This is a genomic window from Pollutimonas sp. M17, assembly GCF_025836975.1.
In the GTDB taxonomy this organism is placed as follows: Bacteria; Pseudomonadota; Gammaproteobacteria; order Burkholderiales; family Burkholderiaceae_B.
Genome location: NZ_CP107548.1, coordinates 40,899 through 64,679, shown reverse-complemented (window position 1 = coordinate 64,679; position 23,781 = coordinate 40,899). Strand labels below are relative to the sequence as shown.

Annotated in this window: 22 protein-coding genes; 8 read left to right on the top strand and 14 right to left on the bottom strand. The window is 63.1% G+C overall.

The features are described from left to right. Positions 1 to 52: 52 nt before the first annotated feature. Entirely contained in the window at positions 53 to 1,069 is a 1,017-nt protein-coding gene (locus tag OEG81_RS00285) for a TRAP transporter substrate-binding protein (protein ID WP_264130689.1), read from the top strand. 136 nt (positions 1,070 to 1,205) lie between these two features. On the opposite strand, the gene OEG81_RS00280 is transcribed toward OEG81_RS00285, so the two are convergent. From OEG81_RS00280 to ilvB, 4 genes are all read right to left on the bottom strand, one after another. Further along, positions 1,206 to 2,480 carry a TRAP transporter large permease gene (locus OEG81_RS00280; protein ID WP_264130688.1) on the bottom strand — a complete coding sequence of 425 codons (1,275 nt, stop codon included), beginning with the start codon at positions 2,478 to 2,480 and terminating at the stop codon, positions 1,206 to 1,208. 57 nt (positions 2,481 to 2,537) lie between these two features. After that, entirely contained in the window at positions 2,538 to 3,032 is a 495-nt protein-coding gene (locus tag OEG81_RS00275; protein ID WP_264130687.1) for a TRAP transporter small permease, read from the bottom strand. A gap of 111 nt (positions 3,033 to 3,143) precedes the next feature. Continuing rightward, entirely contained in the window at positions 3,144 to 4,124 is a 981-nt protein-coding gene (locus tag OEG81_RS00270; protein ID WP_264130686.1) for a TRAP transporter substrate-binding protein, read from the bottom strand. 134 nt (positions 4,125 to 4,258) lie between these two features. Further along, complete coding sequence (ilvB, locus tag OEG81_RS00265) at positions 4,259 to 6,004, bottom strand: biosynthetic-type acetolactate synthase large subunit (RefSeq protein WP_264130685.1); 1,746 nt, start codon at positions 6,002 to 6,004, stop codon at positions 4,259 to 4,261. A gap of 78 nt (positions 6,005 to 6,082) precedes the next feature. Between ilvB and OEG81_RS00260 the strand changes: the two genes are divergently transcribed. From OEG81_RS00260 to OEG81_RS00245, 4 genes are all read left to right on the top strand, one after another. Next, positions 6,083 to 6,604: an SET domain-containing protein gene (locus tag OEG81_RS00260; protein WP_264130684.1), complete on the top strand. Its 522-nt coding sequence runs from the start codon at positions 6,083 to 6,085 to the stop codon at positions 6,602 to 6,604. Positions 6,605 to 6,779: 175 nt separating this feature from the next. Beyond that, complete coding sequence (locus OEG81_RS00255) at positions 6,780 to 7,310, top strand: TRAP transporter small permease (protein ID WP_264130683.1); 531 nt, start codon at positions 6,780 to 6,782, stop codon at positions 7,308 to 7,310. Continuing rightward, positions 7,307 to 8,605, top strand: coding sequence for a TRAP transporter large permease (locus tag OEG81_RS00250; RefSeq protein WP_264130682.1), 1,299 nt, complete (start codon positions 7,307 to 7,309; stop codon positions 8,603 to 8,605). Before OEG81_RS00255 ends, OEG81_RS00250 begins: the two co-directional genes overlap by 4 nt. A gap of 76 nt (positions 8,606 to 8,681) precedes the next feature. Beyond that, positions 8,682 to 9,713 carry a DctP family TRAP transporter solute-binding subunit gene (locus tag OEG81_RS00245; protein ID WP_264130681.1) on the top strand — a complete coding sequence of 344 codons (1,032 nt, stop codon included), beginning with the start codon at positions 8,682 to 8,684 and terminating at the stop codon, positions 9,711 to 9,713. Positions 9,714 to 10,027: 314 nt separating this feature from the next. Here OEG81_RS00245 and OEG81_RS00240 read toward each other — a convergent pair whose 3' ends face one another. Together OEG81_RS00240 and OEG81_RS00235 are read right to left on the bottom strand one after the other, a co-directional pair. After that, a complete protein-coding gene (locus tag OEG81_RS00240; RefSeq protein ID WP_264130680.1) occupies positions 10,028 to 10,525 on the bottom strand; it encodes a nucleoside 2-deoxyribosyltransferase in 498 nt (165 codons plus the stop codon). Between the two features lie 52 nt (positions 10,526 to 10,577). Then, a complete protein-coding gene (locus OEG81_RS00235; RefSeq protein WP_264130679.1) occupies positions 10,578 to 12,080 on the bottom strand; it encodes an AMP nucleosidase in 1,503 nt (500 codons plus the stop codon). A 134-nt stretch (positions 12,081 to 12,214) separates the two neighbouring features. On the opposite strand from OEG81_RS00235, the gene OEG81_RS00230 reads away from it, so the two are divergent. After that, on the top strand, positions 12,215 to 13,147 hold the full coding sequence (locus tag OEG81_RS00230; RefSeq protein WP_264130678.1) for an AEC family transporter: 933 nt from the start codon (positions 12,215 to 12,217) through the stop codon (positions 13,145 to 13,147). Positions 13,148 to 13,179: 32 nt separating this feature from the next. Here the strand turns inward: OEG81_RS00230 and OEG81_RS00225 are convergent, their stop codons facing one another. After that, positions 13,180 to 13,467, bottom strand: a complete 288-nt coding sequence (locus tag OEG81_RS00225) for a 4a-hydroxytetrahydrobiopterin dehydratase (protein ID WP_264130677.1) — start codon at positions 13,465 to 13,467, stop codon at positions 13,180 to 13,182. Positions 13,468 to 13,780: 313 nt separating this feature from the next. Here OEG81_RS00225 and OEG81_RS00220 point away from each other — a divergent pair, with 313 nt between their 5' ends. Further along, entirely contained in the window at positions 13,781 to 15,940 is a 2,160-nt protein-coding gene (locus OEG81_RS00220; RefSeq protein ID WP_264130676.1) for a malate synthase G, read from the top strand. 110 nt (positions 15,941 to 16,050) lie between these two features. On the opposite strand, the gene OEG81_RS00215 is transcribed toward OEG81_RS00220, so the two are convergent. Further along, entirely contained in the window at positions 16,051 to 17,241 is a 1,191-nt protein-coding gene (locus OEG81_RS00215) for an acetylornithine transaminase (RefSeq protein ID WP_264130675.1), read from the bottom strand. Between the two features lie 59 nt (positions 17,242 to 17,300). Beyond that, positions 17,301 to 18,197, bottom strand: a complete 897-nt coding sequence (locus OEG81_RS00210; RefSeq protein WP_264130674.1) for an EamA family transporter — start codon at positions 18,195 to 18,197, stop codon at positions 17,301 to 17,303. 90 nt (positions 18,198 to 18,287) lie between these two features. Between OEG81_RS00210 and OEG81_RS00205 the strand changes: the two genes are divergently transcribed. After that, on the top strand, positions 18,288 to 19,160 hold the full coding sequence (locus tag OEG81_RS00205) for an MOSC domain-containing protein (RefSeq protein WP_264130673.1): 873 nt from the start codon (positions 18,288 to 18,290) through the stop codon (positions 19,158 to 19,160). 65 nt (positions 19,161 to 19,225) lie between these two features. On the opposite strand, the gene OEG81_RS00200 is transcribed toward OEG81_RS00205, so the two are convergent. From OEG81_RS00200 to leuD, 5 genes are all read right to left on the bottom strand, one after another. Beyond that, the gene (locus OEG81_RS00200) at positions 19,226 to 19,888 is read right to left on the bottom strand and encodes an amino acid ABC transporter permease (protein ID WP_264130672.1); all 663 of its coding nucleotides are present in this window, start codon (positions 19,886 to 19,888) and stop codon (positions 19,226 to 19,228) included. Between the two features lie 6 nt (positions 19,889 to 19,894). Further along, on the bottom strand, positions 19,895 to 20,704 hold the full coding sequence (locus OEG81_RS00195) for a cystine ABC transporter substrate-binding protein (protein ID WP_264130671.1): 810 nt from the start codon (positions 20,702 to 20,704) through the stop codon (positions 19,895 to 19,897). A gap of 194 nt (positions 20,705 to 20,898) precedes the next feature. Further along, positions 20,899 to 22,074 (bottom strand): DNA polymerase IV, encoded by a 1,176-nt coding sequence (gene dinB / locus OEG81_RS00190; protein ID WP_264130670.1) that lies wholly within the window; start codon positions 22,072 to 22,074, stop codon positions 20,899 to 20,901. A 97-nt stretch (positions 22,075 to 22,171) separates the two neighbouring features. Beyond that, the gene (locus OEG81_RS00185; RefSeq protein WP_264130669.1) at positions 22,172 to 23,221 is read right to left on the bottom strand and encodes a LacI family DNA-binding transcriptional regulator; all 1,050 of its coding nucleotides are present in this window, start codon (positions 23,219 to 23,221) and stop codon (positions 22,172 to 22,174) included. Continuing rightward, positions 23,188 to 23,757, bottom strand: coding sequence for a 3-isopropylmalate dehydratase small subunit (gene leuD / locus OEG81_RS00180; RefSeq protein WP_264130668.1), 570 nt, complete (start codon positions 23,755 to 23,757; stop codon positions 23,188 to 23,190). The genes OEG81_RS00185 and leuD overlap by 34 nt, the downstream gene beginning before the upstream one ends. Between the last annotated feature and the right edge of the window lie 24 nt (positions 23,758 to 23,781).

Sequence of the window (23,781 nt, the reverse complement as noted above, 5' to 3'; positions counted from 1 at the left end):
CCGCTCGATGGCCGCCAACACCTACGCCCCGCTTATCCAAAGGAGAGAACCCATGAAACTGAAAGCCCTATTTCTTGCCGCCAGCCTGCTGGCCGGCTCGCATGCGCTGACCGCGCAGGCGGCCGACATCCAGTCACGCCTGATCCGCTTCGGCTATGGCCTGAACCAGGACTCGAACCAGGGACGCGCCGCCAAGGTCTTCGCCGACCAGGTCGAGAAGCTGTCCGGCGGCAAGATGAAGGTCAGGGCCATCGGCACGGCCGCGCTGGGTTCCGACATACAGATGCAGCAGGCGCTGATCGGCGGCGCCCAGGAAATGATGGTGGGCTCCACCGCCACCCTGGTGGGCATTACCCGCGAAATGGCCATCTGGGACACGCCTTTCCTGTTCAACAGCGGCGAGGAGGCCGACCAGATCCTGGACGGCAAGACCGGCACCCTCATCAAGGACAAGCTGCAGGAAAAGGGCATGGTCGGACTGGTCTACTGGGAAAACGGCTTTCGCAACCTGACCAACAGCCAGAAACCCGTGCAGACCAGCGAGGATTTCCAGGGCCTGAAGCTGCGCGTCATGCAGAACAACGTGTTCCTGGAGACCTTCAGGAAGCTGGGCGCCAATGCCATCCCCCTGCCGTTTTCGGAACTGTTCACGGCGCTGGAAACCAAGACGGTGGACGGACAGGAAAATCCCTTCAACACCATCCTGTCCAGCAAGTTCTATGAAGTGCAGAAGTACCTGAGCGTCACCAACCACGTATACAGCCCGTGGATCGTCACGGCCAGCAAGAAGTGGTGGGACGGCCTGAGCGCGGCGGAAAAAGACGTGCTGATGAAGGCGGCCGAAGCCAGCCGCGACTACGAGCGCGAGGACACACGCCAGGAGGCCGACAAGGCCCTTGCCGCGCTGAAGGAGCATGGCATGCAGGTCAATGTGGCAACGCCGGAAAATGTGGATAAGATGCGCGCAACGATTGCTCCAGTCAATGAGCAGATCAAGAAGGAAGTGGGCACCGAAATCTGGCAGGCCGTGCAGGACGAACTGGCCGCCCTGCGCAAGAAAGGCGCCTGATACACGATGGAAAAAAGGCCGGCATCCGCCGGCCCAGGAAGGCCGCGGCATTGATGGTCGTGGCCTTCAAGCAAGGGCTGGGTTCCATATGAAATAGGGCCCGGCCCTTTCAGCTTGAAATCAATAAGCGCTGCTCTTAGCCATATGCCAGTTCCTTGAAGAACAAGGAAACCTCGGGCACATAGGTGATCACCATCAGGCAGGCCACGACGACGCCCACGAAGGGAAGCAATGATCGCACCAGCCGCTCGATAGGAAGATTGGCCACGGTGCAGGCGGCGAACAGGTTCACGCCGAACGGCGGCGTCACCATGCCCAGCGCCAGGTTCACCACCATGATTACGCCGAAATGGGCCGGGTCCAACCCGAACTGCATCGCCACCGGCAGCAGCAGGGGCGCCAGCACCACGATGGAAGCCGAGGTCTCGATGAACATGCCGATGATGAACAGCGCCACGTTCACGCCCATCAGGAAGGTGTATTCATTGTTGAACACATGGCTCAGCCATTCGCCCAGAGCCGCCGGAATGCCGGCGCGGTTCAGCAGGAAGCCGAACACGCCCGCATTGGCGATGACGAACATAATGACCGCCGTGGACACCACCGAACGGTGCAGCGTCCTGGACAAGGTGGACAGCGTCAGCCGGCGATAGATGAATATCCCCACCACCAGCGCATAGACCACGGCGACCGCCGAGGCCTCGGTGGGCGTGAACACGCCGCCGTAGATGCCGCCCAGGATGATGCCGGGCATCAGCAGGGCCAGCCAGGCGCGCTTGAAGGCGGGCCAAAGCGCCAGCCGGTCCGCGCCGTCCTGCTTGCCATAGCCATGCCGGCGGGCATACAGCCATACATAGATCATCAATGCGCCCGCGATCAGCAGGCCCGGTCCTATCCCCGCGATGAACAGTTCGCCCACCGAAGTGTCGGTGGACACGGCGAACAGGATCATGGGAATCGAGGGCGGGATGATGACCCCCAGTTCGGCGGCCGACGCTTGCAGCGAGGCGGCGAAGGGCTTGGGATAGCCATGCTTGACCATGGCCGGAATCAGGATGGCGCCCACCGCGAAGGTGGTGGCCACGCTGGAACCCGCCACGGCGGCGAAGATCATGCAGGTCAGCACGCAGCTGCAAGCCAGGCCGCCCTGCATGCCGCCCACCACGCTTTTGGCGAAGTCGACCATGCGCTCGGAGATGCCGCCGGCTTCCATGAGGTTGCCGGCAAGAATGAAGAAAGGCACGGCAACCAGCGGGTACTTGTCCAGGGCGGCGTAGATCTGCTGCGCAATCACCAGCCAGGTTATGCCGTCGTAGGCCACACCCAGCATGCTGGCCAGTCCTATGGACACCGCCACGGGCACCGACAGCGTAAAAAACAGCAACATTGAAACAACCATCAGCTGCGGCATGGTTTCACCCGGTTCAGTCCGTTATCAAGTTCAGAATATGCGGCCACGCCTGGCGCCTCAGATGACGGTGTCATCGACGATCGCCTTGCGCGGCCCTTCGGCCCAGAGGGCCAGGACGGCCAATATGGCCAGCGTCATGCCGACGGGAATGGCAAGGTACACCCACGAAATGGATACTTCCAGGCTGGGCATGGTCTGGAAGCGCACCCGCCAGGACATCTGCCCGCCCACCCAGGCCAGGAAGCCCAGGAAGCCCACGCATATGACCAGGATCAGGTGTTCCAGCCAGCGCTTGTTGCGGGGTTCCAGAAAGCTGTGCAGCATTTCCACGCTGAGCATGGCTCCCTGCCTGAAGGCCAGGGCCACGCCCAGCATGACCGTCCAGATCAGCGAGGCGCGGGTCCAGGCTTCGCTCCAGTCCGCCGGCGATGCCAGAACGAAGCGCGAGATGACCTGGTAGAAGCCCGCCGCCACCGCGGACAGTATCAACAGCTGGGTAATGAGCGAAACCAGCCGAAAGAGGGAACGATCCAGAAATCGAATGAGTGTCACTGCCTTGTCCTGTTTGTGTGCCGAACCGGGAGCCAGGAGATGCCGCAAGCGCCGGGAACGACAAGGGCTGGCGTTTGGCCAGCCCCCGCGTCAGTGCCCGGTGTCCATGGCTTATTTTGTATTTTGTATGGACTCGACCAGTTCCTTGCCGAACTGCTTGTAGTACTGGGGATACACCGGCTGGACCGCCTTGACGAAGGCGGCATGGTCCACGGTATTGACCTGCATGCCCTGCTTCTTGACTTCCTCGATGCCGCTCTTTTCTACCGCATCGACATAGTTCCGCATGGCCACGGCCGCATCGTGCCCCGCCGCCTTGAACATCGCCTTGTCGGCGTCGGACAGGCCGTCATAGGCGCTGGGCGACATGAGCACCAGGGCGGGGCCATACACGTGGGCCGTCAGGGACAGGTACTTCTGCAACTGCGGCAGCTTGGCCGACACAATGACCGACAGAGGGTTTTCCTGGCCGTCTATCGTGCCCTGCTGCAAGGCCGTGGCGACTTCGGGCCAGGCCATGGGAGTGGCCAGCACGCCCAGTTCGCGGAAGGCGGCTATGTGTATGGGATTCTCGGTGGTGCGTATCTTCAGGCCCTTGGCGTCTTCCGGCTTGGCCACCGGACGCACATTGTTGGTGAGCTGGCGGAAGCCCTGTTCGCCCCAGGCCAGGGCGATCAGGCCGCGCTTGGGAAATTCCGCAAGCATTTGCTGGCCGATTTCGCCGTCGAGCACCTTGCGCGCATGCGCCAGGTCGCGGAACAGGAAGGGAATGTCGAACACGCCGGTCTTGGGCACGAAGTTCAGCGTGGCCCCGGTGGAAACGATGGCCACGTCTATGGTGCCCAGCTGCAGGCCTTCGATGACTTCGCGCTCGCCACCCAGGGCGCTGTTGGGGAACTGCTGGATCTTGAGCTGCCCTTTGCTGCCGCCTTCGATCGCCTTGGCGAAGGCGTCGGCGCCAGCACCATAATGCGAATTCGTCGACAGGGCATAGGCCATTTTCAACGTCGTTTCGGCCATGGCCGGCGCGGCGGCGAAAACGCCCGCCACGGTTGCGGCAAGCAAGCATTTGAAAAACCCGGTTCTACGCATTTTGTCCCCAACAATTAAAAGTGATGCCAAGCCCAGTGTTGTACCCGAATCGCAGGCCCGGGAATATTGGGGTTTTCTAGATATCGCTTCCATGGCTGCGGCGCGCAAGGCCTTCCCTGGCATGCCGGCGAGCCCTAGTCTTCCACGTACCAGTTGTCCTCGGACAGCATGACCTGCTGGTGTCCGTAGCCGGCCGGCATCATGGGGAAACAGTTCTCCTGCGACAGCACCACCACATCCAGGAAATAAGGGCCCTGGTAAGCCATGCATTCGGCCAAAGCGGCATCCAGCCCGGCCGGGTCCTCGACACGCGCGGCGCCCCAGCCGAAGGCCTTGGCCAGAGCCACGAAGTCGGGCAGCGAGGCGTTGTAGCTGTGGCTGTAGCGCCCGTCGTGTATCAGCTCCTGCCACTGGCGCACCATGCCCATGTGGCCGTTGTTGCACAGCACCAGCTTGACCGGCGTCTGGTGCTGGGTTGCGGTGGCCAGTTCCTGGATGTTCATCAGCACCGACGCGTCGCCGCTGACGCACACGACGGTCTTGTCGGGATGCGCTATCTGTGCGCCGATGGCGGCCGGCAAGCCATAGCCCATGGTTCCCGCGCCGCCGGAGGTCAGCCAGCGATTGGGACGGTTGAACTTGATGTATTGCGCCGCCCACATCTGATGCTGGCCCACATCGGTGGAGATGATGGCGTCGGTGCCGGTCAGCACCCGGTCCAGGCTCTGCATCAGGTGCTGAGGCAGGATGTGCTCCCGCGACGGCTCGACCTTCAGGCATTCCCTGGCGCGCCACACCGCGATGCGCTGCCACCATGCATCCAGCCGGCCGGCGTCCGGCGCAAGCTGGCCAATCTCTTTGCGCAAGGCGCGCAGCATGGGGTAGCAGTCGCCCACCAGGGCCACGTCGGCGCGGACCACCTTGTTGATGGACGCCGGGTCGATGTCCAGGTGGATCTTGCTGGCATGCGGGCAAAAATCCGAAAGCCGTCCGGTGATGCGATCATCAAAGCGCGCGCCCACGCAGATGATCAGGTCGGCGTGGTGCATGGCCAGGTTGGCCTCCAGCGTTCCGTGCATGCCCAGCATGCCCAGGAACAGGGGGTCGTCGGCGGGAAATGCGCCCAGGCCCATCAGGGTCAGGGTGCATGGCGCGCCCATGTCCTGAACCAGGGCGGTAAACGCATGGCAGGCATCCAGGCCGGAATTGATCAAGCCGCCGCCGCCGTAAAAAACCGGGCGCTTGGCATTGGCGATCAGCGCGGCGGCGCGCTTGATGGCCGCCTCGGTGGCGGGGCCGGCCGTTTCAATGCCCGGCTCGGCCTCGGCCGGCTCGCCGGCGGACGCCTCGGGCACCAGCCCTATCTGCATGTCCTTGGGAAAATCCAGAAGCACCGGCCCCGGGCGCCCCGATGTGGTCAGGCGGTACGCCTTGCCCACCATGCCGGCAACGTCCTCGGTACGGCGGATCTGCGCATTCCATTTGGTCACGGGGCGCGAAATGCCGATGGCATCGCATTCCTGGAAGGCGTCGGTGCCTATCGCGCTGGTGGCCACCTGGCCGCTGATGCAAAGCACCGGTATCGAGTCGCACATGGCGTCGAGCAGGCCCGACGCGGTGTTGGCCATGCCCGGCCCCGACGTCACCACGACCACGCCCGGCTTGCCGGTGGACCGGGCATAGCCTTCGGCGGCATGCATGGCGCCCTGCTCATGCCTGACCAGCACGTGCCGTATGCGCGGCTCCGAATACAAGGCGTCATACAAAGGCAATACCGCACCGCCCGGATAGCCGAAAATGGTATCCACGCCATGGGCGATCAGGGTGTCAAGCAGCGCTTGCGCGCCGTTTCGGCTGCTGGTTTCTGTAGAAGTATTCACGGTAAGGCGCTTTATTGCATAAGATATCGGTATTGCAGAAGTTTATTCTCTTTTCCCTACGGCTTCAGACACCCTCCTATGAGTCAAGCAGCAGAACCCTGGCACCTGGTCAAGCAGTCCACCTTGCACGGCACAGGCGTATTCGCCGCCCGCGACATTCCCGCCGGCACGCAGATCATCGAGTACAAAGGCAGGCGCATCACCCCAGAACAGGCCGATGCCATGCATCCGGTCAATCCCGACGATCCTTTCCATACCTTTTTCTTCTCGCTCAGCAGCGGCAAGATCATCGACGGCGGCGACAAGGGCAACGATGCGCGCTGGATAAACCATTCCTGCGGCCCCAATTGCGAAGCGCAGGAGAACGCCAGCGGCAAGAAGGTACATATCGTCGCCCTGCGGGACATCGCCGCGGGCGAGGAGCTTTTCTACGATTACGGCCTGATCATGGAAGGGCGCATCACCAAGGCGCTGCGCCGGGACTATCTATGCCTGTGCGGCACCCCCGACTGCCGGGGCACCATGCTGGCCCTGCCCAAGAAGCAAGCGGGGAAGGAAAAAAAGCCAAAGGACAAGAAGAAATCGGCAAAGAAAGGCTAGGGCGCCGCCAGCGCCCTGGCAAGGCCCCCGGCCCCGCGCCGCGCTTTCACGGCGCCGACGGGCGTGGCTCCTGCCCACCATCCTTGCCCCTGAACGCGGGAAACCCCGGACTATCAAAAACGGCGCGGCGCGTTAGCATGTCGGCTACCTTATAAAAACAGCCGTACATCACTGCATGCCTTCCCCGAACGACGCCGACCACGAGCCCATCGAACCCATCCTGCCCGAAACGGCGGACCCTCCCGTCAAGGTACCGCTTGGAATCGAAGACTGGATCTCGGTGCTGATCATGGCCGCCCTGGCGCTCATCACCTTTGCCAATGTGCTCATCCGCTACCTGACGGACAGCTCCTTTGCCTGGACTGAGGAAATCTCGGTATTCCTGCTCATCGTGCTCACCATGACGGCCGGCGCAACGGCCTTCGTGCGCAACCAGCACATACGCATCGAGCTCTTCGCCGATGGCGGCAGGCCTGCAAGGCGGCGCCGGCTGGCGCTCGTCAGTCATTCCCTGGTCCTGGCCTTTTTCGTGCTGCTCACCATCCTGTCCGCGCGCATGGCGCTCGATGAATACAACTGGGGCGACACCTCGCCGGCCATCGGCGTGCCCACCTGGTGGTATTCGATGTGGATGCCGGTGCTGTCCTTCGCCATCGCGCTGCGCATCGCCGGCATGCTGCGCCGTCTGCTGCGGGATGCGCCATGATCGTCACCACGCTGTTCATCGTCTTCATCGTGCTGATGGTCATCGGCATGCCGGTCGGCGTGGCGCTGGGCATCGCGGGCGCCCTGGCCATCGTGATGTCCAACCTGGATACGCACTGGTTCGGCCTGCTGGCGGTCCCGCAAAGCTTCTACGCGGGGCTGGCCAAGTATCCGCTGCTGGCCATTCCCATGTTCGTGCTGGTCGGGTCCATCTTCGACCGATCGGGCGTGGCCAGCCGGCTGGTCAATTTCGCCATTGCCATCGTCGGCCGCGGGCCCGGCATGCTGCCTCTGGTGGCGATTTCCGTGGCCATGTTCCTGGGCGGCATCTCGGGCTCCGGGCCGGCTTGCGCCGCGGCGGTCGGCGCCGTCATGATAGGGGCGATGACCCGGGCGGGCTACCCCAAGCCTTTCTCCGCCAGCATCGTGGCGGCCGGCGCCTCGACCGACATCCTTATCCCGCCCTCCATCGCCTTCATCGTCTATTCCATCCTGGTGCCGCAGGCGTCGGTGCCCGCCCTGTTCGCGGCCGGCATGGTTCCGGGCATCCTGTCCGGCATCGCGCTGATCGTGCCGGCCGTCTGGCTGGCCAGGCGCCACAACATGGGCGGCCTGGAAAGCAGCCTGCCCCGTCCGCCATTCTGGCCCAGCCTGTGCGAAGCGGCCTGGGGGCTGATTGCGCCGGTCATCATCCTGGGCGGGATGCGCATGGGCTATTTCACACCCACCGAAGCGGCCGTCGTGGCGGTCTTCTACGGCCTTTTCGTGGGCATGTGCATTCATCGCACCATCAAAGTTCGCGATCTGTTCACCATACTGCGCGAGGCCGCCGAGCTTTCGGCCGTCATCATGCTGGTGGTGACGCTGGCCGGCATCTTCGCCTGGGCCCTGTCCACCCTTAGCGTGATCGATCCCATCACCCAGGCCATCGTCAATTCAGGCTTGGGCGAATACGGCGTGCTGACGCTGCTGATCGTGTTGCTCATCATCCTGGGCATGTTCCTGGACGGCATATCCATCTTCCTGATCTTCGTGCCGCTGCTCATGCCCATCGCCAACACCTATCACTGGGACGCGGTATGGTTCGGCGTGATCCTGACGCTGATGGTGGCCGTGGGGCAGTTCACGCCCCCGCTGGCGGTTAACCTGATGGTGTCGTGCCGCATCGCCAAGGTCCCCATGGAAAGCACCGTGCGCTGGGTGGGATGGCTGCTGGCATCGATGCTTGCCGTACTGATACTGGTCATCGTGTTTCCGGAGCTGGCCCTGTGGCTGCCCCGCTACCTTGGCTTCTAGCAAGCCCCGTCTTAATCCGCCGGCGGCATGGCGCCGCCGGCTTTTCCGTGCATCGACACACCCGAGAGGAGACTTCATGAAAATCCGTTCATTGCTTGGCGCCATCACGTGCGCGGTGGCGGCGCTGGCCGCAACGTCCGCCGCCCATGCGGCCGACTATAAATCCGAATACAAGCTGTCCATCGTCGTGGGCACCACCTTCCCGTGGGGCCAGGGGGCCGAAATCTGGTCCAAGCTGGTCAAGGAGCGCACCGATGGGCGCATCAACATCAAGATCTATCCCGGCACCTCGCTGGTACAGGGCGACCAGACGCGCGAATTCACCGCCATCCGCCAAGGCATCATCGACATGGCCATCGGCTCGACCATCAACTGGTCGCCACAGGTCAAGCAGCTGAATCTGTTCTCGCTGCCCTTCCTGATGCCCGACTACGCCGCCATCGACGCGCTCATCCACGGCGAAGTGGGCAAGGCCCTGTTCAAGGACATCGAGAAAGCCGGCGTCGTGCCGCTGGCCTGGGGCGAAAACGGCTATCGCCAGCTCAGCAATTCCAAGCGCGATGTGAAAGCGCCCGAAGACCTGAAGGGCATGAAGCTGCGCGTGGTCGGTTCGCCGCTGTACATCGACACCTTCACCGCCCTGGGCGCCAATCCCACGCAAATGAGCTGGGCCGACGCGCAGCCGGCGCTGGCCACCGGCGCGGTCGACGGGCAGGAAAATCCGCTGTCCATCTATGCCGGCGCCAAGCTGTACGATGTCGCGCAAAAGCACCTGACCTTGTGGAACTACGTGGCCGATCCGCTGGTGTTCGTGGTGAACAAGCAAGTGTGGGAATCCTGGACCGAAGCCGACCGCAAGATCGTGCGCGAAGCGGCCATCGAGGCCGGCAAGCAGGAAATCGTCATTGCCCGCAAAGGCGTGACGCCCGAAGACCCGTCAATGCTGAAAGACATCGAGAGCCACGGCGTCACCGTCACCAGCCTGACCCCCGAACAGCACGACGCCTTCGTGAAAGCCACCAAGCCCGTGTTCGACAAATGGAAGAAGACCATAGGCGAAGACTTGGTCAACCAGGCACAAAAGGATATTGCCGCCCGGAAGAAGTAAGCGTCGCCATCGCATTGCCCCCCGCAATCGACGGAGGCGATGCATTCTTTCCGCCGCGCGCCCGCACAGCCCGGTGCCGTTGCGGGTGGCGGGGCGTGTAGGGTATTTTCTGACGCGTGCCGGGTGGCGGGGGCCGGGATCATTCGGGCTGGGCGGATGATTCATCGCAAACAGTACCCATCGTCACAACGATACACATCGTCCATTACCCCCATCATGTCCATCGCCAACTCTGCTGCCAAGGCGCAGCCGGTTTCATGAGCTAAAGCCACGCGCTTACAAACCATGGCCACACGCACGAGCTGGAAATGGCGTCAGGCGTGCGCGGCCATCTCGCTCAGGCAGTCCTCCACCGTCCCGACGACCACCTGGGTACTGCAGGCTACCATCAGGTTCAGGTTAAGGCCGAAGTCCTCGATGGTATAGCCCTGGGTGTCGGTATGCACCGGGCCAACGGGCTGCCGGATGCCGGGAATCTGCTGCACCAGCGGCCGCGGGTCGTCGGTATACGTCCACACCGGCTTGCCCAGCGCCACGGCGTAGCCGACCTCGAAGGCGGTTCCGGAATCCGGCTCGGCGCCGCGGAAGGCATTCATGTTGGCGGCGACCATGTCGGCTTCATGGATCAGGGCAATGTTGGCGCGGTATATCCATAAGGCCAGTTCGGACCCCGACAGGCTGCGAGGCGCCTCGTTGTCCAAGGGGTACAGGCCAATGAACCCATACTTGCTGCACAAGTCCTTCATGGTCGCGCCCCATTCGCGGGCGTCCGGGCGAAACACATCGAAGCCCGCCAGATAAACCGATTTCATCTTTTCTCCCATGCGGGGCGTAGCCGCCAAGGCGGAAGCGGGCCGCCGCAACTTACTTGAATGCCGTTTCTATGAAGCTGCGCAGCTTGCGCGAGTGCAGGCGCTCGCGCGGCATGTCGCGCAAAAGCTCCAGAGCCTGTATGCCTATGTGCAAGTGCTGGCCCACCTGGGTGCGGTAGAAATCGCTGGCCATGCCCGGCAGTTTCAGTTCGCCGTGCAGAGGCTTGTCGGACACGCACAGCAGGGTGCCGTAGGGCACGCGGAAGCGGAAGCCGTTGGCGGCGATGGTCGCGGACTCCATGTCCAGCGCGATCGCGCGCGACTGCGACAGGCGCTGCACGGGCTCGTGATGGTCGCGCAGTTCCCAATTGCGATTGTCGATGGACGCCACCGTGCCGGTGCGCATGATCTTCTTCAGTTCCCAGCCCGACAGGCCCGAGACGTCGGCCACCGCCTGTTCCAGCGCAACCTGTATCTCGGCCAGCGGCGGCACCGGCACCCAGATGGGCAGGTCGTCGTCCAGCACGTGGTCCTGGCGCACATAACCGTGGGCCAGGACGTAGTCGCCCAGTCGCTGCGTGGTTCGCAGCCCGGCGCAGTGCCCCAGCATCAGCCACGCCGAGGGACGCAGCACCGCAACATGGTCGGTAATGGTCTTGGCGTTGGACGGGCCGACGCCGATATTGATCAGCGTGATGCCCATGTGCCTGTCGCGCACCAGATGGTAGGACGGCATCTGGGGCATGCGCGTAAGCGGCGAGCCAATGCGCTCCATCTCCGCCCCCGCGCGGGTGACGATGTTGCCCGGCTCGACCAGCGCCGTATAGCCACCCTCGCCCTGGGCCAATGTTTCCTTGGCCCACTGGCAGAACTCATCGACATAGAACTGGTAGTTGGTGAACAGCACGAAGTTCTGGAAGTGCTGGGGGGCGGTCGCCGTGTAATGCTGCAGACGATGCAGGGAGTAATCCACCCGGGGCGCGGTAAAGGGCGCCAGCGGCATCAGCTCGCCCGGCTTGCCGCGCCAGGTGCCATTCACGATGGCGTCGTCCGTCACGGCCAGCTCGGGCACGTCGAAATGGTCGCGCAATGCATCGCCCAGCAGACTGTCGGAATACACGCCCTCGACATACTGGCCGTCGCCGAAGGAAAAATGCAGGGGGATGGGCAAATCGGACTCCCCGATCTCCACCGGCACGCCATGATTCTTGATCAGCAGGCCGATCTGCTCCAGCAGGTAATCGAAATACAGGGCGGGCTGGGTCACCGTCGTCATGTAGCCGCCCGGCTCCACCACGTGGCCGTAGGACAGGCGGCTGTCGACCTCCTGGTAGGTGTCCACCTTGATGCGTATGGCGGGGTAATAGGCCCGCACACGCTGCTTGCCGGTCCAGCCGCCCTTGGCGTAGCTGGCGAACTGGTCGCGGATGAAGGCCGTGTTGCGCGCATAGATTTCCACCAGCCGCTCCACAGCGGCCCTGGCGTCGGTGAAGCTCTTGAAATGGACGGCGGGGGGCAGGACTGCGGAATCGAGGGAATCCGAAGAATCGAACATGGCGCGCTACCTGATGCAAAAATGACAGTATATAAACCCACTATGACACTATATGCCGGACCCGGCAATGCCACCGCAGCCGGGAAATATTTGCTTTAATACGCCCGAACTGAACTCACCGGCCGGAATCCAACTTGAGCGTCATCGTCAATGCCGTCTTTCCCCTGTTCGCGCTCATACTGCTCGGGTATGTCAGCGCCCGGAAGCGGCTGCTGGGGCCGGGCGCCGTCGACAGCCTGAACAAATTCGTGGTGTGGCTGGCCCTGCCCGCGCTGCTTTTCCAGTCCATGGCGAAGATCACCTGGGAACAGGTCAACCAGCCCGGCTTCGTCGCCGCGTCCAGCCTGGCCATCGCGGCGGTATTCCTGGTGTCGTACGCTATGGACCGGCAGCGCCGCGGAAGGCTGGCGGACGCCAGCATCGAAGGCCTGGCCGCCTCGTATTCGAACGCCGGTTTCATGGGCATCCCGCTATGCCTGATGCTCTTTGGCGAAGCCAGCCTTCCACCGGTCATCATCACCACCTTGCTGACCGCCTGCGTGCTGTTCGCCTTCTCCATCGTCCTGATCGAGATCGACCTGCTCGGCTCGCCCAATGTCTGGCGCACCGTGCGCAAAGTGGCCGCTTCCCTGCTGCGCAACCCTCTGGTCGCCGCGCCGCTGCTGGGTACCCTGGTCGCCATCCTTGGCTGGCCCCTGCCCTATGCCGTGGAGCAGTTCACGACCTTGCTGGGCGCCGCCGCCAGTCCCTGCGCATTGATCACCATAGGGCTTTTCCTGGCCCAGGGCCAGCCCACCGAACACCATGGCGCCGTATGGCGCATCGTGGCCCTGAAGCTGCTCCTGCATCCCGCCATCGCCTTCGCGCTGGTGTACTGGGTGTTCGATATGCCGCCCCTGTGGGCGACCACGGCGGTATTGCTGGCCGCCCTGCCGGTGGGTACCGGCCCCTTCATGCTGGCCAAGCTGTACGAACGCGAACCCGCGGTCACCTCGCGGGCCATCCTGCTGTCGACGGTCCTTTCGCTGGCAACGGTGTCGGTGCTGGTGGCCTGGCTGCCCGGCTAGCGGCGCGCGCCCGCAAGCCACCCGGCGGGTGGTCAGGCAAGCTGATCCATGAATGCGGCCAGGGCGACATCGCGTTCGGTCACGCCCTTGGCGTCGTGCGTGGTCAGGGTCACGCTGACGCGGTTGTAGACGTTCGTCCATTCGGGGTGGTGATCCAGCTTCTCGGCCTGCATGGCCGCCTGGGTCATGAACCCGAACGCCTCATTGAAATTCTTGAAGATGAAGGTCTTGTGTATGGCGTCACGCCCTTCCATCGCCGACCAGCCCTCCAGCAGCAGCAAAGCCGATGGCGCGCCGATCAGTTTCAATTGATTCTTCATGATGTTCTCCTGTGCCCGGGGTAGTCAGAAAGAAATGCGCGGCCGCACCGCGATGCTGTGCACCGATGCCAGATAAGGAACTTTTAGTAGCAAGTCCTTTGACTTTGGATGATGTTGAGTACTTTTACGGTCCAGTCCATAATAGGACCGCGCCACTCGCATCCGGCCGCAGCCGCCCTTTGGCGGCCAAAGAACGAAATAACGCGGCCTGACAACAGTCTACTCGCTCCAGGTTACAACGCCTATACAGGCCTTGCCCCGGCGGTGCCTTGCGCGCTCGAATTCTTTATCAACCTTCTTCAAAGGAACTGCGATGACCGAACGAACATCCTGCAAGCGGCTTCAGGTTGCCACCGGGCTTTATCAATTTGTCGAGCGCGAGGCCCTGCCCGGCACGGGTGTCGCCGCCGATGCGTTCTGGTCCGGTTTCGACAAGCTGGTTCACGACCTGGCCCCCCGGAACCGCGCGCTGCTCGCCGAGCGCGACCGTCTCCAGGCCGAACTGGACAACTGGTATCGCCAGAACCCCGGGCCCATCAAGGATGCCGACGCCTATCAGGCTTTCCTGCGCAAGATCGGCTATCTGCAAGACGCTCCCGCCTCGGTGGCCGTCAAAACCACCAAGGTGGACAGCGAAGTGACCCAGCAGGCGGGGCCGCAGCTGGTGGTGCCCATCACCAACGCCCGCTATGCGCTGAACGCCGCCAATGCGCGCTGGGGCAGCCTGTACGATGCCCTCTACGGCACCGACGCCATCCCCGAAACCGACGGCGCCGAGCGCGCGGGCGGCTACAACCCGGTGCGCGGCGCCAAGGTCATCGCCTTTGCCCGCCAGTTCCTGGACGACAGCATCCCGCTTGCCCAGGGCTCGCACCGCGACGCCGGCGCCTATGCCGTGGCCAACGGCCAGTTGCAGGTCTCGCTGAAATCCGGCCAGCAAACCGGCCTGGCCCAGCCCGCACTGTTCCTGGGCTATCGCGGCGAGGCCGCCGCGCCCGAAGCGCTGGTATTCAAGCACAACGGCCTGCATTTCGAAATCCAGATCGACAAGAACCACCCCATCGGCCAGCAGGACCAGGCCGGCGTCAAGGATGTCCTGCTGGAATCGGCCATCACCACCATCATGGATTGCGAGGACTCCATCGCCGCCGTCGATGCCGAAGACAAAGTCTGCGCCTATCGCAACTGGCTGGGCCTGATGACCGGCACCCTGACCGAACAAGTCAGCAAGGGCGGCAAGACCTTCACCCGCGCCCTGAACCCCGACCGGCAGTACACCGACCTGAACGGCAATACCCAATCACTGCATGGCCGGTCGCTGATGTTCATCCGCAATGTGGGCCACCTCATGACCAACCCCGCCGTGCTCGACGAGCAAGGCAAGGAAGTTCCCGAAGGCATATTGGACGCGGTGTTCACGACCCTGATCGCCATGCATGACCTGAAGCGGGGCGGCAACTCGCGCGAAGGTTCCGTTTACATCGTCAAGCCCAAGATGCACGGGCCCGACGAGGTCGCTTTCGCCAGCGAGCTTTTCTCCCGTACCGAAGCCTTGCTGGGCCTGGCGCCCAACACCATCAAGATGGGCATCATGGACGAAGAGCGCCGCACCAGCGCCAATCTGAAGGCATGCATCGCGCAGGCCCGCGAGCGCGTCGCTTTCATCAACACCGGCTTCCTGGATCGCACCGGCGACGAGATGCATACGTCCATGGAGGCCGGCCCCATGGTGCGCAAGGGCGACATGAAGCGCAGCGTCTGGATCGACGCCTACGAGCGCAACAACGTGCAGACCGGCCTGGAATGCGGCCTGCGCGGGCAGGCTCAGATCGGCAAGGGAATGTGGGCCATGCCCGACCTGATGGCCGACATGCTGGTGCAGAAAATCGGCCACCTGAAGGCGGGCGGCAACACGGCCTGGGTGCCATCGCCCACGGCGGCCACGCTGCACGCCCTCCACTACCACCAGGTCGATGTTCAGGAAATACAGCGCGGCATGGAAGGCAAGTCCGAACCGCTGCTCGACAAGATCCTGACCATTCCCGTGGCAACGGACACAAACTGGTCGGCCCAGGAAATCCAGGAAGAACTGGACAACAATGCGCAGGGCATCCTGGGCTATGTCGTACGCTGGATCGACCAGGGCATAGGCTGCTCCAAAGTCCCCGACATCCATGACGTGGGCCTGATGGAAGACCGCGCAACCTTGCGCATCTCCAGCCAGCATATGGCCAACTGGCTGCGCCATGGCGTCGTCAGCAAGGAACAGATCACTGAAACCATGCAGCGTATGGCGGCCGTGGTCGATGGGCAGAACGCCGGCGACCCCCTGTACCGCCCCATGGCCGGCCACTTCGATACGTCGGCGGCTTACAAGGCGGCTTGCGATCTGGTGTTCAAGGGGCTGGAGCAGCCCAATGGCTACACCGAACCCTTGCTGCATCAGTGGCGGCAGGTGGTGAAGGCGCAATAGGCCGCGTCATGCGGCTGCGCCGTTGGCGTGGCCGCCGCCGCGGCGGCTTGATGCCGACGCAAAAAAAGCAGCCTGGGCTGCTTTTTTTGCTGGCGGAAATTCCTCGGCGGCTAGGCGCGCACCTTGGCCACCACCTCGTCCAGGCGAGCCAGCATCAGCTCGACCTCGTCGGCGGTGACGTTCAAGGCCGGCATGAAACGCAGCAGGTTGGGACGCGGCGCATTCAGCAGCATGCCTTCGGGCGCCCAGTCCCGCGCCGTATCCACGATGGCGGCGCTGTCATCGCGGTCCAGCACCAGGGCGCGCAGCAAGCCTTCGCCGCGCTCGCCCTTCATGCCCCACTTCGCGGACAAGGCCAGCAGGCCTTTGGACAATTGCGCAGCGCGCTCGTTGACCGACTCCATGAAGCCCGGCGCCGTCAATGCATCGAACACAGCCACGCCGGCCGCCGTCATCAAGGGATTGCCGTTGTAGGTGCCGCCCTGGTCGCCATGCGCAAAAACCGAGACTTCCTCGCGCGCGCACAAGGCCGCCAGGGGCACGCCCGCGCCTATGCCCTTGCCCAAGGTCATGATGTCGGGCGTTACGCCCGACAGCTCGTAGCCGAACAGCTTGCCGGTACGGCCCAGGCCCGTCTGGACTTCGTCCACGATCAGCAGAAGGCCTTCATCGTCGGCGAGCTTGCGCAAGGCCCGCATGAATTCGGCGCTGGCCGGGATGACGCCCGCTTCGCCCTGCACCGGCTCCAGCATGATCGCCACCGTCTTGTCGTCGACCAATGCGCGCACCGAATCGATGTCGTTCAGCCTGGCCTTGGGAAAGCCGTCGACCTGGGGCGCGAAGATGGTGTCCCAGCCCGGCTTACCCGATGCCGACATGGTCGCCAGCGTGCGGCCGTGGAAGCTATGGTCGAAAGTGATGATCTTGAAGGCGCCGTTGCGGCGCAGCTGCCCCCACTTGCGGGCCAGCTTGATGGCGCCTTCGTTGGCCTCGGCGCCGCTATTGGCAAAGAAGATCCGGTCGAAGCAGGAGGCGCCGGTCAAGCGTTTGGCCAGCTCCATCGACGGCTGGTTATAGAAGGCCGGCGAGGGGTTGATCAGCAGCGCCGATTGTTCGTTGATGGCTTTGACCACGGCGGGGGGGCAATGGCCCAGGCAGTTCACCGCCCAGCCCTGCACGAAATCCAGGTATCGCTTGCCGTTGTGGTCTTCCAGCCAGGAGCCCTGCCCGCGCACAAAAACCAGCTCGGGACGCTTGGTTATTTCCATCAGCGCATCCACGCCCGACCGATCAAATTTCATTTTGCCATCCTGTAATCAAGAAAAGGAAATAATGACAGCAAGCCCTGCCATGGCGAATTTTAACGCAGTCCCCTGGCGCGTCCCTTCAGTGCCAGGGCAAGGCGCTGGCCAAACACGTTGACGGCCAGACCCAGCATGACGACCAGGCCGCCCAGCCATTGCACCGGCGCCAGGCGCTCGTCCAGGAACCAGGCGGAGGACAGCAGGCCCACCACCGGCACCAGCAGGCTCAATGGAGCCACTTTGCTGGCCGGATGCCGGACCAGCAGCCGCCCCCAAAGCACATAGCCCACTATCGTCGCCACCAGCGCCAGATAGGCGACCGACAGTATTCCCACGTGGCTGATGCCGGCCAGGCTGGCCCGGATGCCCTCCGGGCCTTCCACCAGCCAGGACAGGGCAAGGAAAGGCAAGGGCGGGATCAAGGCGCCCCATACCACCAGACCCAGCATATCGACCTTGCCGGCGCTCTTGGCCACGATGTTGCCGGCGGCCCAGCTCAATGCCGCCGCCAGGGTCAGCAAAAAGCCCAGGACCGGCATCGAGCCGGGCGCGGCGCCCCGCTCGATCAGGACCAGGCCGGCGACCGCCACGGCCATCCCGAGTACATTGGGCCAGCGCACGGCCTCGCCCAGCAGCAGCGCGGCGATCAGCACGGTAAAGAAGGCCTGGGATTGCAGGACCAGCGACGCAAGCCCCGCCGGCATGCCCACATACATGGCAGTGAACAGAAAGACGAACTGGCCCAGACTGATGGTCAGGCCATAAAGCACGATGGTGCGCCAGGGCAGCGGCGGGCGCCTGATGAAAAAAATGGCGGGAAAGGCCACGCAAATGAAGCGCAAGGCCCCCAGCAACAGCGGCGGCACCTCGCCCAGGCCGATTTTTATGACGACGAAGTTCAGCCCCCAGGCCGTTACCACCACCAATGCCGCCAGCCAGTCTTTCAGAGGCATGCAAATCCTTCGCGGATGCTTTGACGAAAGCGGTATTATGCTCCAGGGCAAGCCGCCCTACCGACAGAAACTCCGCATTCCGACCCTGCCATGACAGTATCCATACTCAGCCTGCACAGCTATCCGGTCAAATCCTGCGCCGGCATCGACCATGACCAGGCAGGCATCAGCCAAAGCGGGCTCCGGCTGGACCGGCAATGGGTCATTGTCGACGGCAAAGGCCTGTTCATGACGCAGCGCGGGCATGCCCGTATGACCCTGATACAGCCCGGCTTCCAGGCCGACGACCTGGTCCTGCGCGCCCCCGGCCTGCCCGCCATCATCGTGCCGTGGCTGACCCATACATCCGAGCCGGCGCAAGTGCCGGTCCGCATCTGGCAATCGGACACCCTGGGCTTCGACGAGGGCGACGAGGTTGCGAACTGGCTTTCCGGATTCCTGGGCCTGCCCTGCCGCCTGTTGCGGGTGCATCCGGAAGCCGAGCGGGTCGCCAGCTTGCAGCATGTGGAGGGCTGGCGCCAGAAGCATGGCGATGCGGCGGCTGGCTTTCCATTGAGGCATCGATTCGGTTTCGCCGACGGCTTTCCCTTCCTGGTCGCCAACCAGGGTTCGCTGGACGAGTTGAACCGGCGCCTGGGCGCAAAAGGGCAAGCGCCGGTGCCCATGAACCGCTTCCGTCCGAACATCGTGCTGCAGGGCCTGGAGGCCTACGAAGAGGACTATCTGTCGGGCATGCGCGTCGGCAACATGGAATTCGCCTTCGTGAAGCGCTGCGCGCGCTGCCCCATACCCAACATCGACCAGTCCACCGGCCTGTCGGCCGACGAGCCCGGCATCACCTTGGCGCAGCACCGCCTGTTTCCCGAGGGCGTGCTGTTCGGCGTCAATGCCGTGGTCGCCGGCGCGGGCGCGGGCGCCACCCTGCGGGTCGGCGAAGAGGCCGAACCCGAGTTCGATATTTGAGGGAACTGCGGATACGCCGGACGGCGAGCACGCCGACGCGGCGCGATGAGGCATTCAGCGCTGCATCAGGCGTTGCGGGTACTGCGTCCGAAGTATTTTTCCAGGCGTGCCTGGAGATGCTCGAGACAGATGCTCAGAACCCAGTAGATGCCGGCGGCCGCCAGATACAGGGGCAAGGGCTGGAAGGTCGTGGCGATGACGTCTTTCGTGGCCAGCAGCAATTCGGTGACCGTGATAACGGAGACCAGCGAGGTGTCCTTGATCAGGCTGATCAGCGTATTGCTCATGGACGGCACCGCCAGGCGCAATGCTTGCGGCAAAACGACGTAGTACAGGTTCTGCGAGTAGGTCAGGCCCAGGCTGTATCCGGCCGACCATTGGCCGCGTGTAATGCCTATGATGGCGCCGCGCAGGCTTTCGGAAATATACGCGCCGGCATTCAGGCTGAGCGCCAGCACGCCGGCCGTCAGGGGCTCGAATGAAATGCCGATGCTGGGCAGGCCATAGTAGATGATGAAGACCTGCACCAGCAGCGGCGTGCCGCGCATCATGCTGACATAGACAGTGGCCGGCACCTGGCTCCAGCGGCTGGGCACGATGCGCGCCACGGCCAGCATGAAGCCCACCACCAGCCCGCCGAACATGGCGGAAAAGGCAAAGATCAATGTGTAGCCGGTCCCCTTCAACAGTATGGGGCCGGCCAAAGCCATCAATTCGATGAAGTCCATGATGGCCTATTCGGGTTTTCTGACCTTGCTGACGTCGATGCCGAACCACTTCGTGGAAATCTTGGCGAACTCGCCGCTGGCGAAAGCGTCTTCCAGCGCCTTGTTCACGGCCGCTTCGAACTTCGGATTGCCCTTCTTGAACGGGATGCCATTGAACTTGGGCTCGCCCACGATGGCGCCGCCCTTGATGGGAATATTGGACGTCTTGACCAGGTATGCCGTCATCAGCTGATCGTTGAGCGCGGCATCGACGCGCCGGCTGACCAGGTCCGACAGATACTCCGGCGCGCCCGGATAGCTTTTGACGTCCACGCCTTCCTGCGCCTTGGCCAAGGCCTCGTAGTTGCTGCCTTGCGACACGCCCAGCTTCTTGCCCTTCAGGTCGGCAAAGCTCTTGTAGCCGCTATCGTCGTTCTTGCGCAGAATGAGTTGGGGGCTGGATGCCACATAGGGCACCGAAAAGTCGAAGGTCTTCTGGCGTTCCGGCGTGATGCCCACCTGGTTCACAATCACGTCGAACTTGCCCGAACTGAGGCCGGCCAGTATGGCGCTCCATTCCGTCTTGACGAATTGCGCCTTCACGCCGAGCTTGTCGGCAATCAGTCGGGACACGTCGATATCGAAACCTTCCAGCTGCCCCGTCTTGGTATCCACATAGTTGAACGGGGGGTAGGTGCCTTCCACGCCAACGATCAGGGCGCCCCGCTCTTTTACGGTATCGAGCAAATCGGCGGCCTGGGCGCCGCTGGCGGCCAGGGCCGAGACGGCCGTCACGCCTGCGGCAAGCATGCCGCGCATAAAACGAGAAAACTTCATGTCTATCCTGCCTTGATTCAGTGAAGGCGGGCAAATACTGAACGCCGCACGACCGAGGGCCTTGTCCGCCTGAGACTGGGATGCTAACAAGCTTCCCGCCGTTTTATAACTACAGGATGATTACTTATATATTTCCTGAAGAAATATAGAACGACTGTATAAGGAAATTTTATTATAAAACCGAGGTCCGCGTATCAATAAAGACTGAGCTGCACGGGCTCTTCATGCGTCGGGGCCGGTTCCTGGGATCGGGGCTGCAAGCCGCTGATGCGTACACCCAGCAGGCGTATCCGGTGATCCAGGGATATGCGCTTCAAGCACAGGCCCGCGGCGCGATGTATGGCTGCCGCCTCGGCGGTGGGGCGGGGCAGGGTCAGGTCGCGCGTGACCGTGCGGAAATTGTCGAAGCGCAGCTTGATGCCTATGGTACGCCCAACATAGCCCTTGCGCAGCAGATCGCCCTCCAGCCGCTCGCATAATTTCACGAAGATGGCGGATAGGGCCGCGCGGTCGCGCCGCACGTGAAGGTCGCGCTCGAAGGTGGTTTCACGGCTTATCGACTTGGGCTCCGAATGCGTGACCACCGGCCGCTCGTCCACGCCATGCGCCACCTCGGTCAGCCAGCGCGCATAGCTCAGGCCGAAATGGCTTTGCAGGATGTCGGGCGCCGCTGCGGCGAGCTGTGCAATCGTGCTTATGCCGATGGCGGCCAGCCTGTCGTTCGCCTTCGGACCGATGCCATTCACCTTGCCCACCGGCAAGGGCCAGATCCGGCGCTGCAGGTCGCCCGGGCCGATGATGGTGATGCCATCCGGCTTGTCGAGCTCTGATGCGATCTTGGACAGAAGCTTGTTGGGCGAAATGCCGATGGAGCAGGACAGTCCCGTGGCATCCCTGACGGCCTGCTTGATGCGCTGCGCCAACGCCAGCGTATCGTCGGGATGCGCGCTCAGGTCGATGTAGATTTCGTCTATGCCGCGATCTTCGATATGCGGCGCAATGCCGGCCACGGCGGCTTTGAACAGGCGCGAATATTGCCTATAGGTGGCAAAGTCCACCGGCAGCAGCACCGCCTCGGGCGCCAGCTGGGCGGCCTTCATCATGCCCATGGCCGAAAAGACCCCCAGGGCGCGCGCCTCGTAGGTGGACGTGGTCACCACCCCCCGGCCGGCATAGCCGCGCAAACGGGAAAACACCCGTGTGCCGTCCGCCAGCGTCGTGGGCTGCGCATCGCTGCCCGCGCCGATGACGACCGGCAAGCCGCGCAATTCGGGATAGCGCAAGAGTTCCACCGAAGCGTAGAAGGCGTCCATATCCAGGTGAGCGATGCGGCGTGTAGCGGCGGCGGATACGGATGACGAGGGTTCCATGGCATGACGGCTGTATAAATACACAGCGATTATAAGTCAACGCGCTATGCGCAAAGGCGCGAATTCCAGTACGCATCGAAACCGTCCGTTCGGCGCCTCAAGCCAGCGGTTTGGTCGATCCCCGTATCGTCAGCGACGCCGGAAAGCGCGAGGCCACCTGCGAAATGGACTCGAACGGCTGCTTGTCCTTGATTTTCGCAAGCAGCAGGCTGATCAGGTAGTTGCCCATGGGCTGCACAGGAAGGGATATCGTCGTCAGCCCATCGCCGACGAGCCCGAACCAGTCGGGGTCGCCATAGCCGACCACGGACACGTCCTCGGGACACGACAATCGTATGCTGCGCAAGGCCTGGAGGGCGCCGATGGTCAAGCTGGAACTGCCTATGACAAGCCCCGTGGGCGGTTCGGCCAGCGTCATCAAGCGATGCACCGCATGCTGCGCGAACTCGGGCCTGGGCAAGCCCACCACGGCAAAACCCGGATCCAGCCCGTTCGCACGCATGGCGGAATCGAAGCCGGCGAGGCGGTCCACTCCGCAGCTGAACTCCGTCGTCGTGCCGACGTACGCGATGCGGCGGTGCCCATAGTTGATCAGATGCACGGTGGCCGCCCTTACCGCCGCCTCGTCGTCGATGGCGACGACCTCCTTGTGGATATCGGGCGCCTGGCGGACGAGCTGAACGGCGGGCACCCCCTGCAGCAGGGCCAGCGTCTCGGCCCTGGGCGTCGACGTCGGCGTGACGATGATGCCCGCGGCCCGGGAAACGATGAAGGCGCGCAGGTCTTTCAGCTCGCGCTCCGGATTGTCTTCGGTGATGCTCAGCGCAAGCTGAAAGCCCTGATCGGTGGCCGCATCCGCCACGATCTTCGCGATGGAGGCATAAAAATCGTTCTGAATGTCGGGGATGATCAGGCCTATCACCAGGCTGTTCATGCCGCGGATATTGCGTGCCGGGCCGTTTGCGACATAACCCATCCGCCGGGCCATCTGCCGCACGCTGGCCTTGGTGGCTTCGCTGATCTTCGGATGATCCGCCAAAGCGCGGGATATCGTTGTATGCGATAGATCGAGCGCCTTTGCGATATCCTTGATCGTGACACTGGGCCGGGCGGCTATTCCAGCCACGGACTCGTTAGGCGCTGACATTCCTGAAACCTTTTAATTTGATCTTTCATTTGCAGGGTAATGGCAATGTCGTCGGCCCCCCTCAGCAACAAATCTCGTCGAACGGCATCCAGCGCAAAAGGATAGCTGCGTCCATCGGGACCCGTGACCGTATTATCCGCCAAACTTACCGAGCATGCAGCGCCTGGCGCTTCGTTCACCTGCGTCATGAGCGCGGCCACTTGATCCGCCGGCAGCACGACGGGCAGCAATCCGTTTTTCAGCGCATTATCGTAAAAGATGGGTCCGAAGCTGGAAGCGATCACCGCGAGGATGCCATAGTCCAGGTGGGCCCAGACGGCGTGTTCGCGCGATGAGCCGCAGCCGTAATTCGATCGGCTGAGAATGATGCGGGCATTCTGGAAAGCGCCGAGGTTCATGGCGAAGCCGGGCTTGGGCCGGCCCTCGTCATCATATCGCCAGCCGCCGAACAGGCCCTTGCCCAGGCCGTTGCGCGATACGGTGATCAGCCAACGCTGCGGGATGATGGCGTCGGTATCGACATTGTCGCGGTCCACCGGCAATACCGTGCCTGAAACTTC

What these genes read in the sequence shown, in the direction of transcription:
- OEG81_RS00240 (WP_264130680.1), bottom strand. Translation starts at nt 10,525, where the DNA reads ATGAAATCGGTTTATCTGGCGGGCTTCGATGTGTTTCGCCCGGACGCC.
- OEG81_RS00235 (WP_264130679.1), bottom strand. Translation starts at nt 12,080, where the DNA reads ATGTTCGATTCTTCGGATTCCCTCGATTCCGCAGTCCTGCCCCCCGCC.
- OEG81_RS00245 (WP_264130681.1), top strand. Translation starts at nt 8,682, where the DNA reads ATGAAAATCCGTTCATTGCTTGGCGCCATCACGTGCGCGGTGGCGGCG.
- OEG81_RS00280 (WP_264130688.1), bottom strand. Translation starts at nt 2,480, where the DNA reads ATGCCGCAGCTGATGGTTGTTTCAATGTTGCTGTTTTTTACGCTGTCG.
- OEG81_RS00270 (WP_264130686.1), bottom strand. Translation starts at nt 4,124, where the DNA reads ATGCGTAGAACCGGGTTTTTCAAATGCTTGCTTGCCGCAACCGTGGCG.
- OEG81_RS00200 (WP_264130672.1), bottom strand. Translation starts at nt 19,888, where the DNA reads ATGGACTTCATCGAATTGATGGCTTTGGCCGGCCCCATACTGTTGAAG.
- dinB (WP_264130670.1), bottom strand. Translation starts at nt 22,074, where the DNA reads ATGGAACCCTCGTCATCCGTATCCGCCGCCGCTACACGCCGCATCGCT.
- OEG81_RS00255 (WP_264130683.1), top strand. Translation starts at nt 6,780, where the DNA reads ATGCCTTCCCCGAACGACGCCGACCACGAGCCCATCGAACCCATCCTG.
- OEG81_RS00210 (WP_264130674.1), bottom strand. Translation starts at nt 18,197, where the DNA reads ATGCCTCTGAAAGACTGGCTGGCGGCATTGGTGGTGGTAACGGCCTGG.
- OEG81_RS00220 (WP_264130676.1), top strand. Translation starts at nt 13,781, where the DNA reads ATGACCGAACGAACATCCTGCAAGCGGCTTCAGGTTGCCACCGGGCTT.
- OEG81_RS00185 (WP_264130669.1), bottom strand. Translation starts at nt 23,221, where the DNA reads ATGTCAGCGCCTAACGAGTCCGTGGCTGGAATAGCCGCCCGGCCCAGT.
- OEG81_RS00250 (WP_264130682.1), top strand. Translation starts at nt 7,307, where the DNA reads ATGATCGTCACCACGCTGTTCATCGTCTTCATCGTGCTGATGGTCATC.
- OEG81_RS00260 (WP_264130684.1), top strand. Translation starts at nt 6,083, where the DNA reads ATGAGTCAAGCAGCAGAACCCTGGCACCTGGTCAAGCAGTCCACCTTG.
- OEG81_RS00285 (WP_264130689.1), top strand. Translation starts at nt 53, where the DNA reads ATGAAACTGAAAGCCCTATTTCTTGCCGCCAGCCTGCTGGCCGGCTCG.
- OEG81_RS00215 (WP_264130675.1), bottom strand. Translation starts at nt 17,241, where the DNA reads ATGAAATTTGATCGGTCGGGCGTGGATGCGCTGATGGAAATAACCAAG.
- OEG81_RS00195 (WP_264130671.1), bottom strand. Translation starts at nt 20,704, where the DNA reads ATGAAGTTTTCTCGTTTTATGCGCGGCATGCTTGCCGCAGGCGTGACG.
- OEG81_RS00225 (WP_264130677.1), bottom strand. Translation starts at nt 13,467, where the DNA reads ATGAAGAATCAATTGAAACTGATCGGCGCGCCATCGGCTTTGCTGCTG.
- OEG81_RS00205 (WP_264130673.1), top strand. Translation starts at nt 18,288, where the DNA reads ATGACAGTATCCATACTCAGCCTGCACAGCTATCCGGTCAAATCCTGC.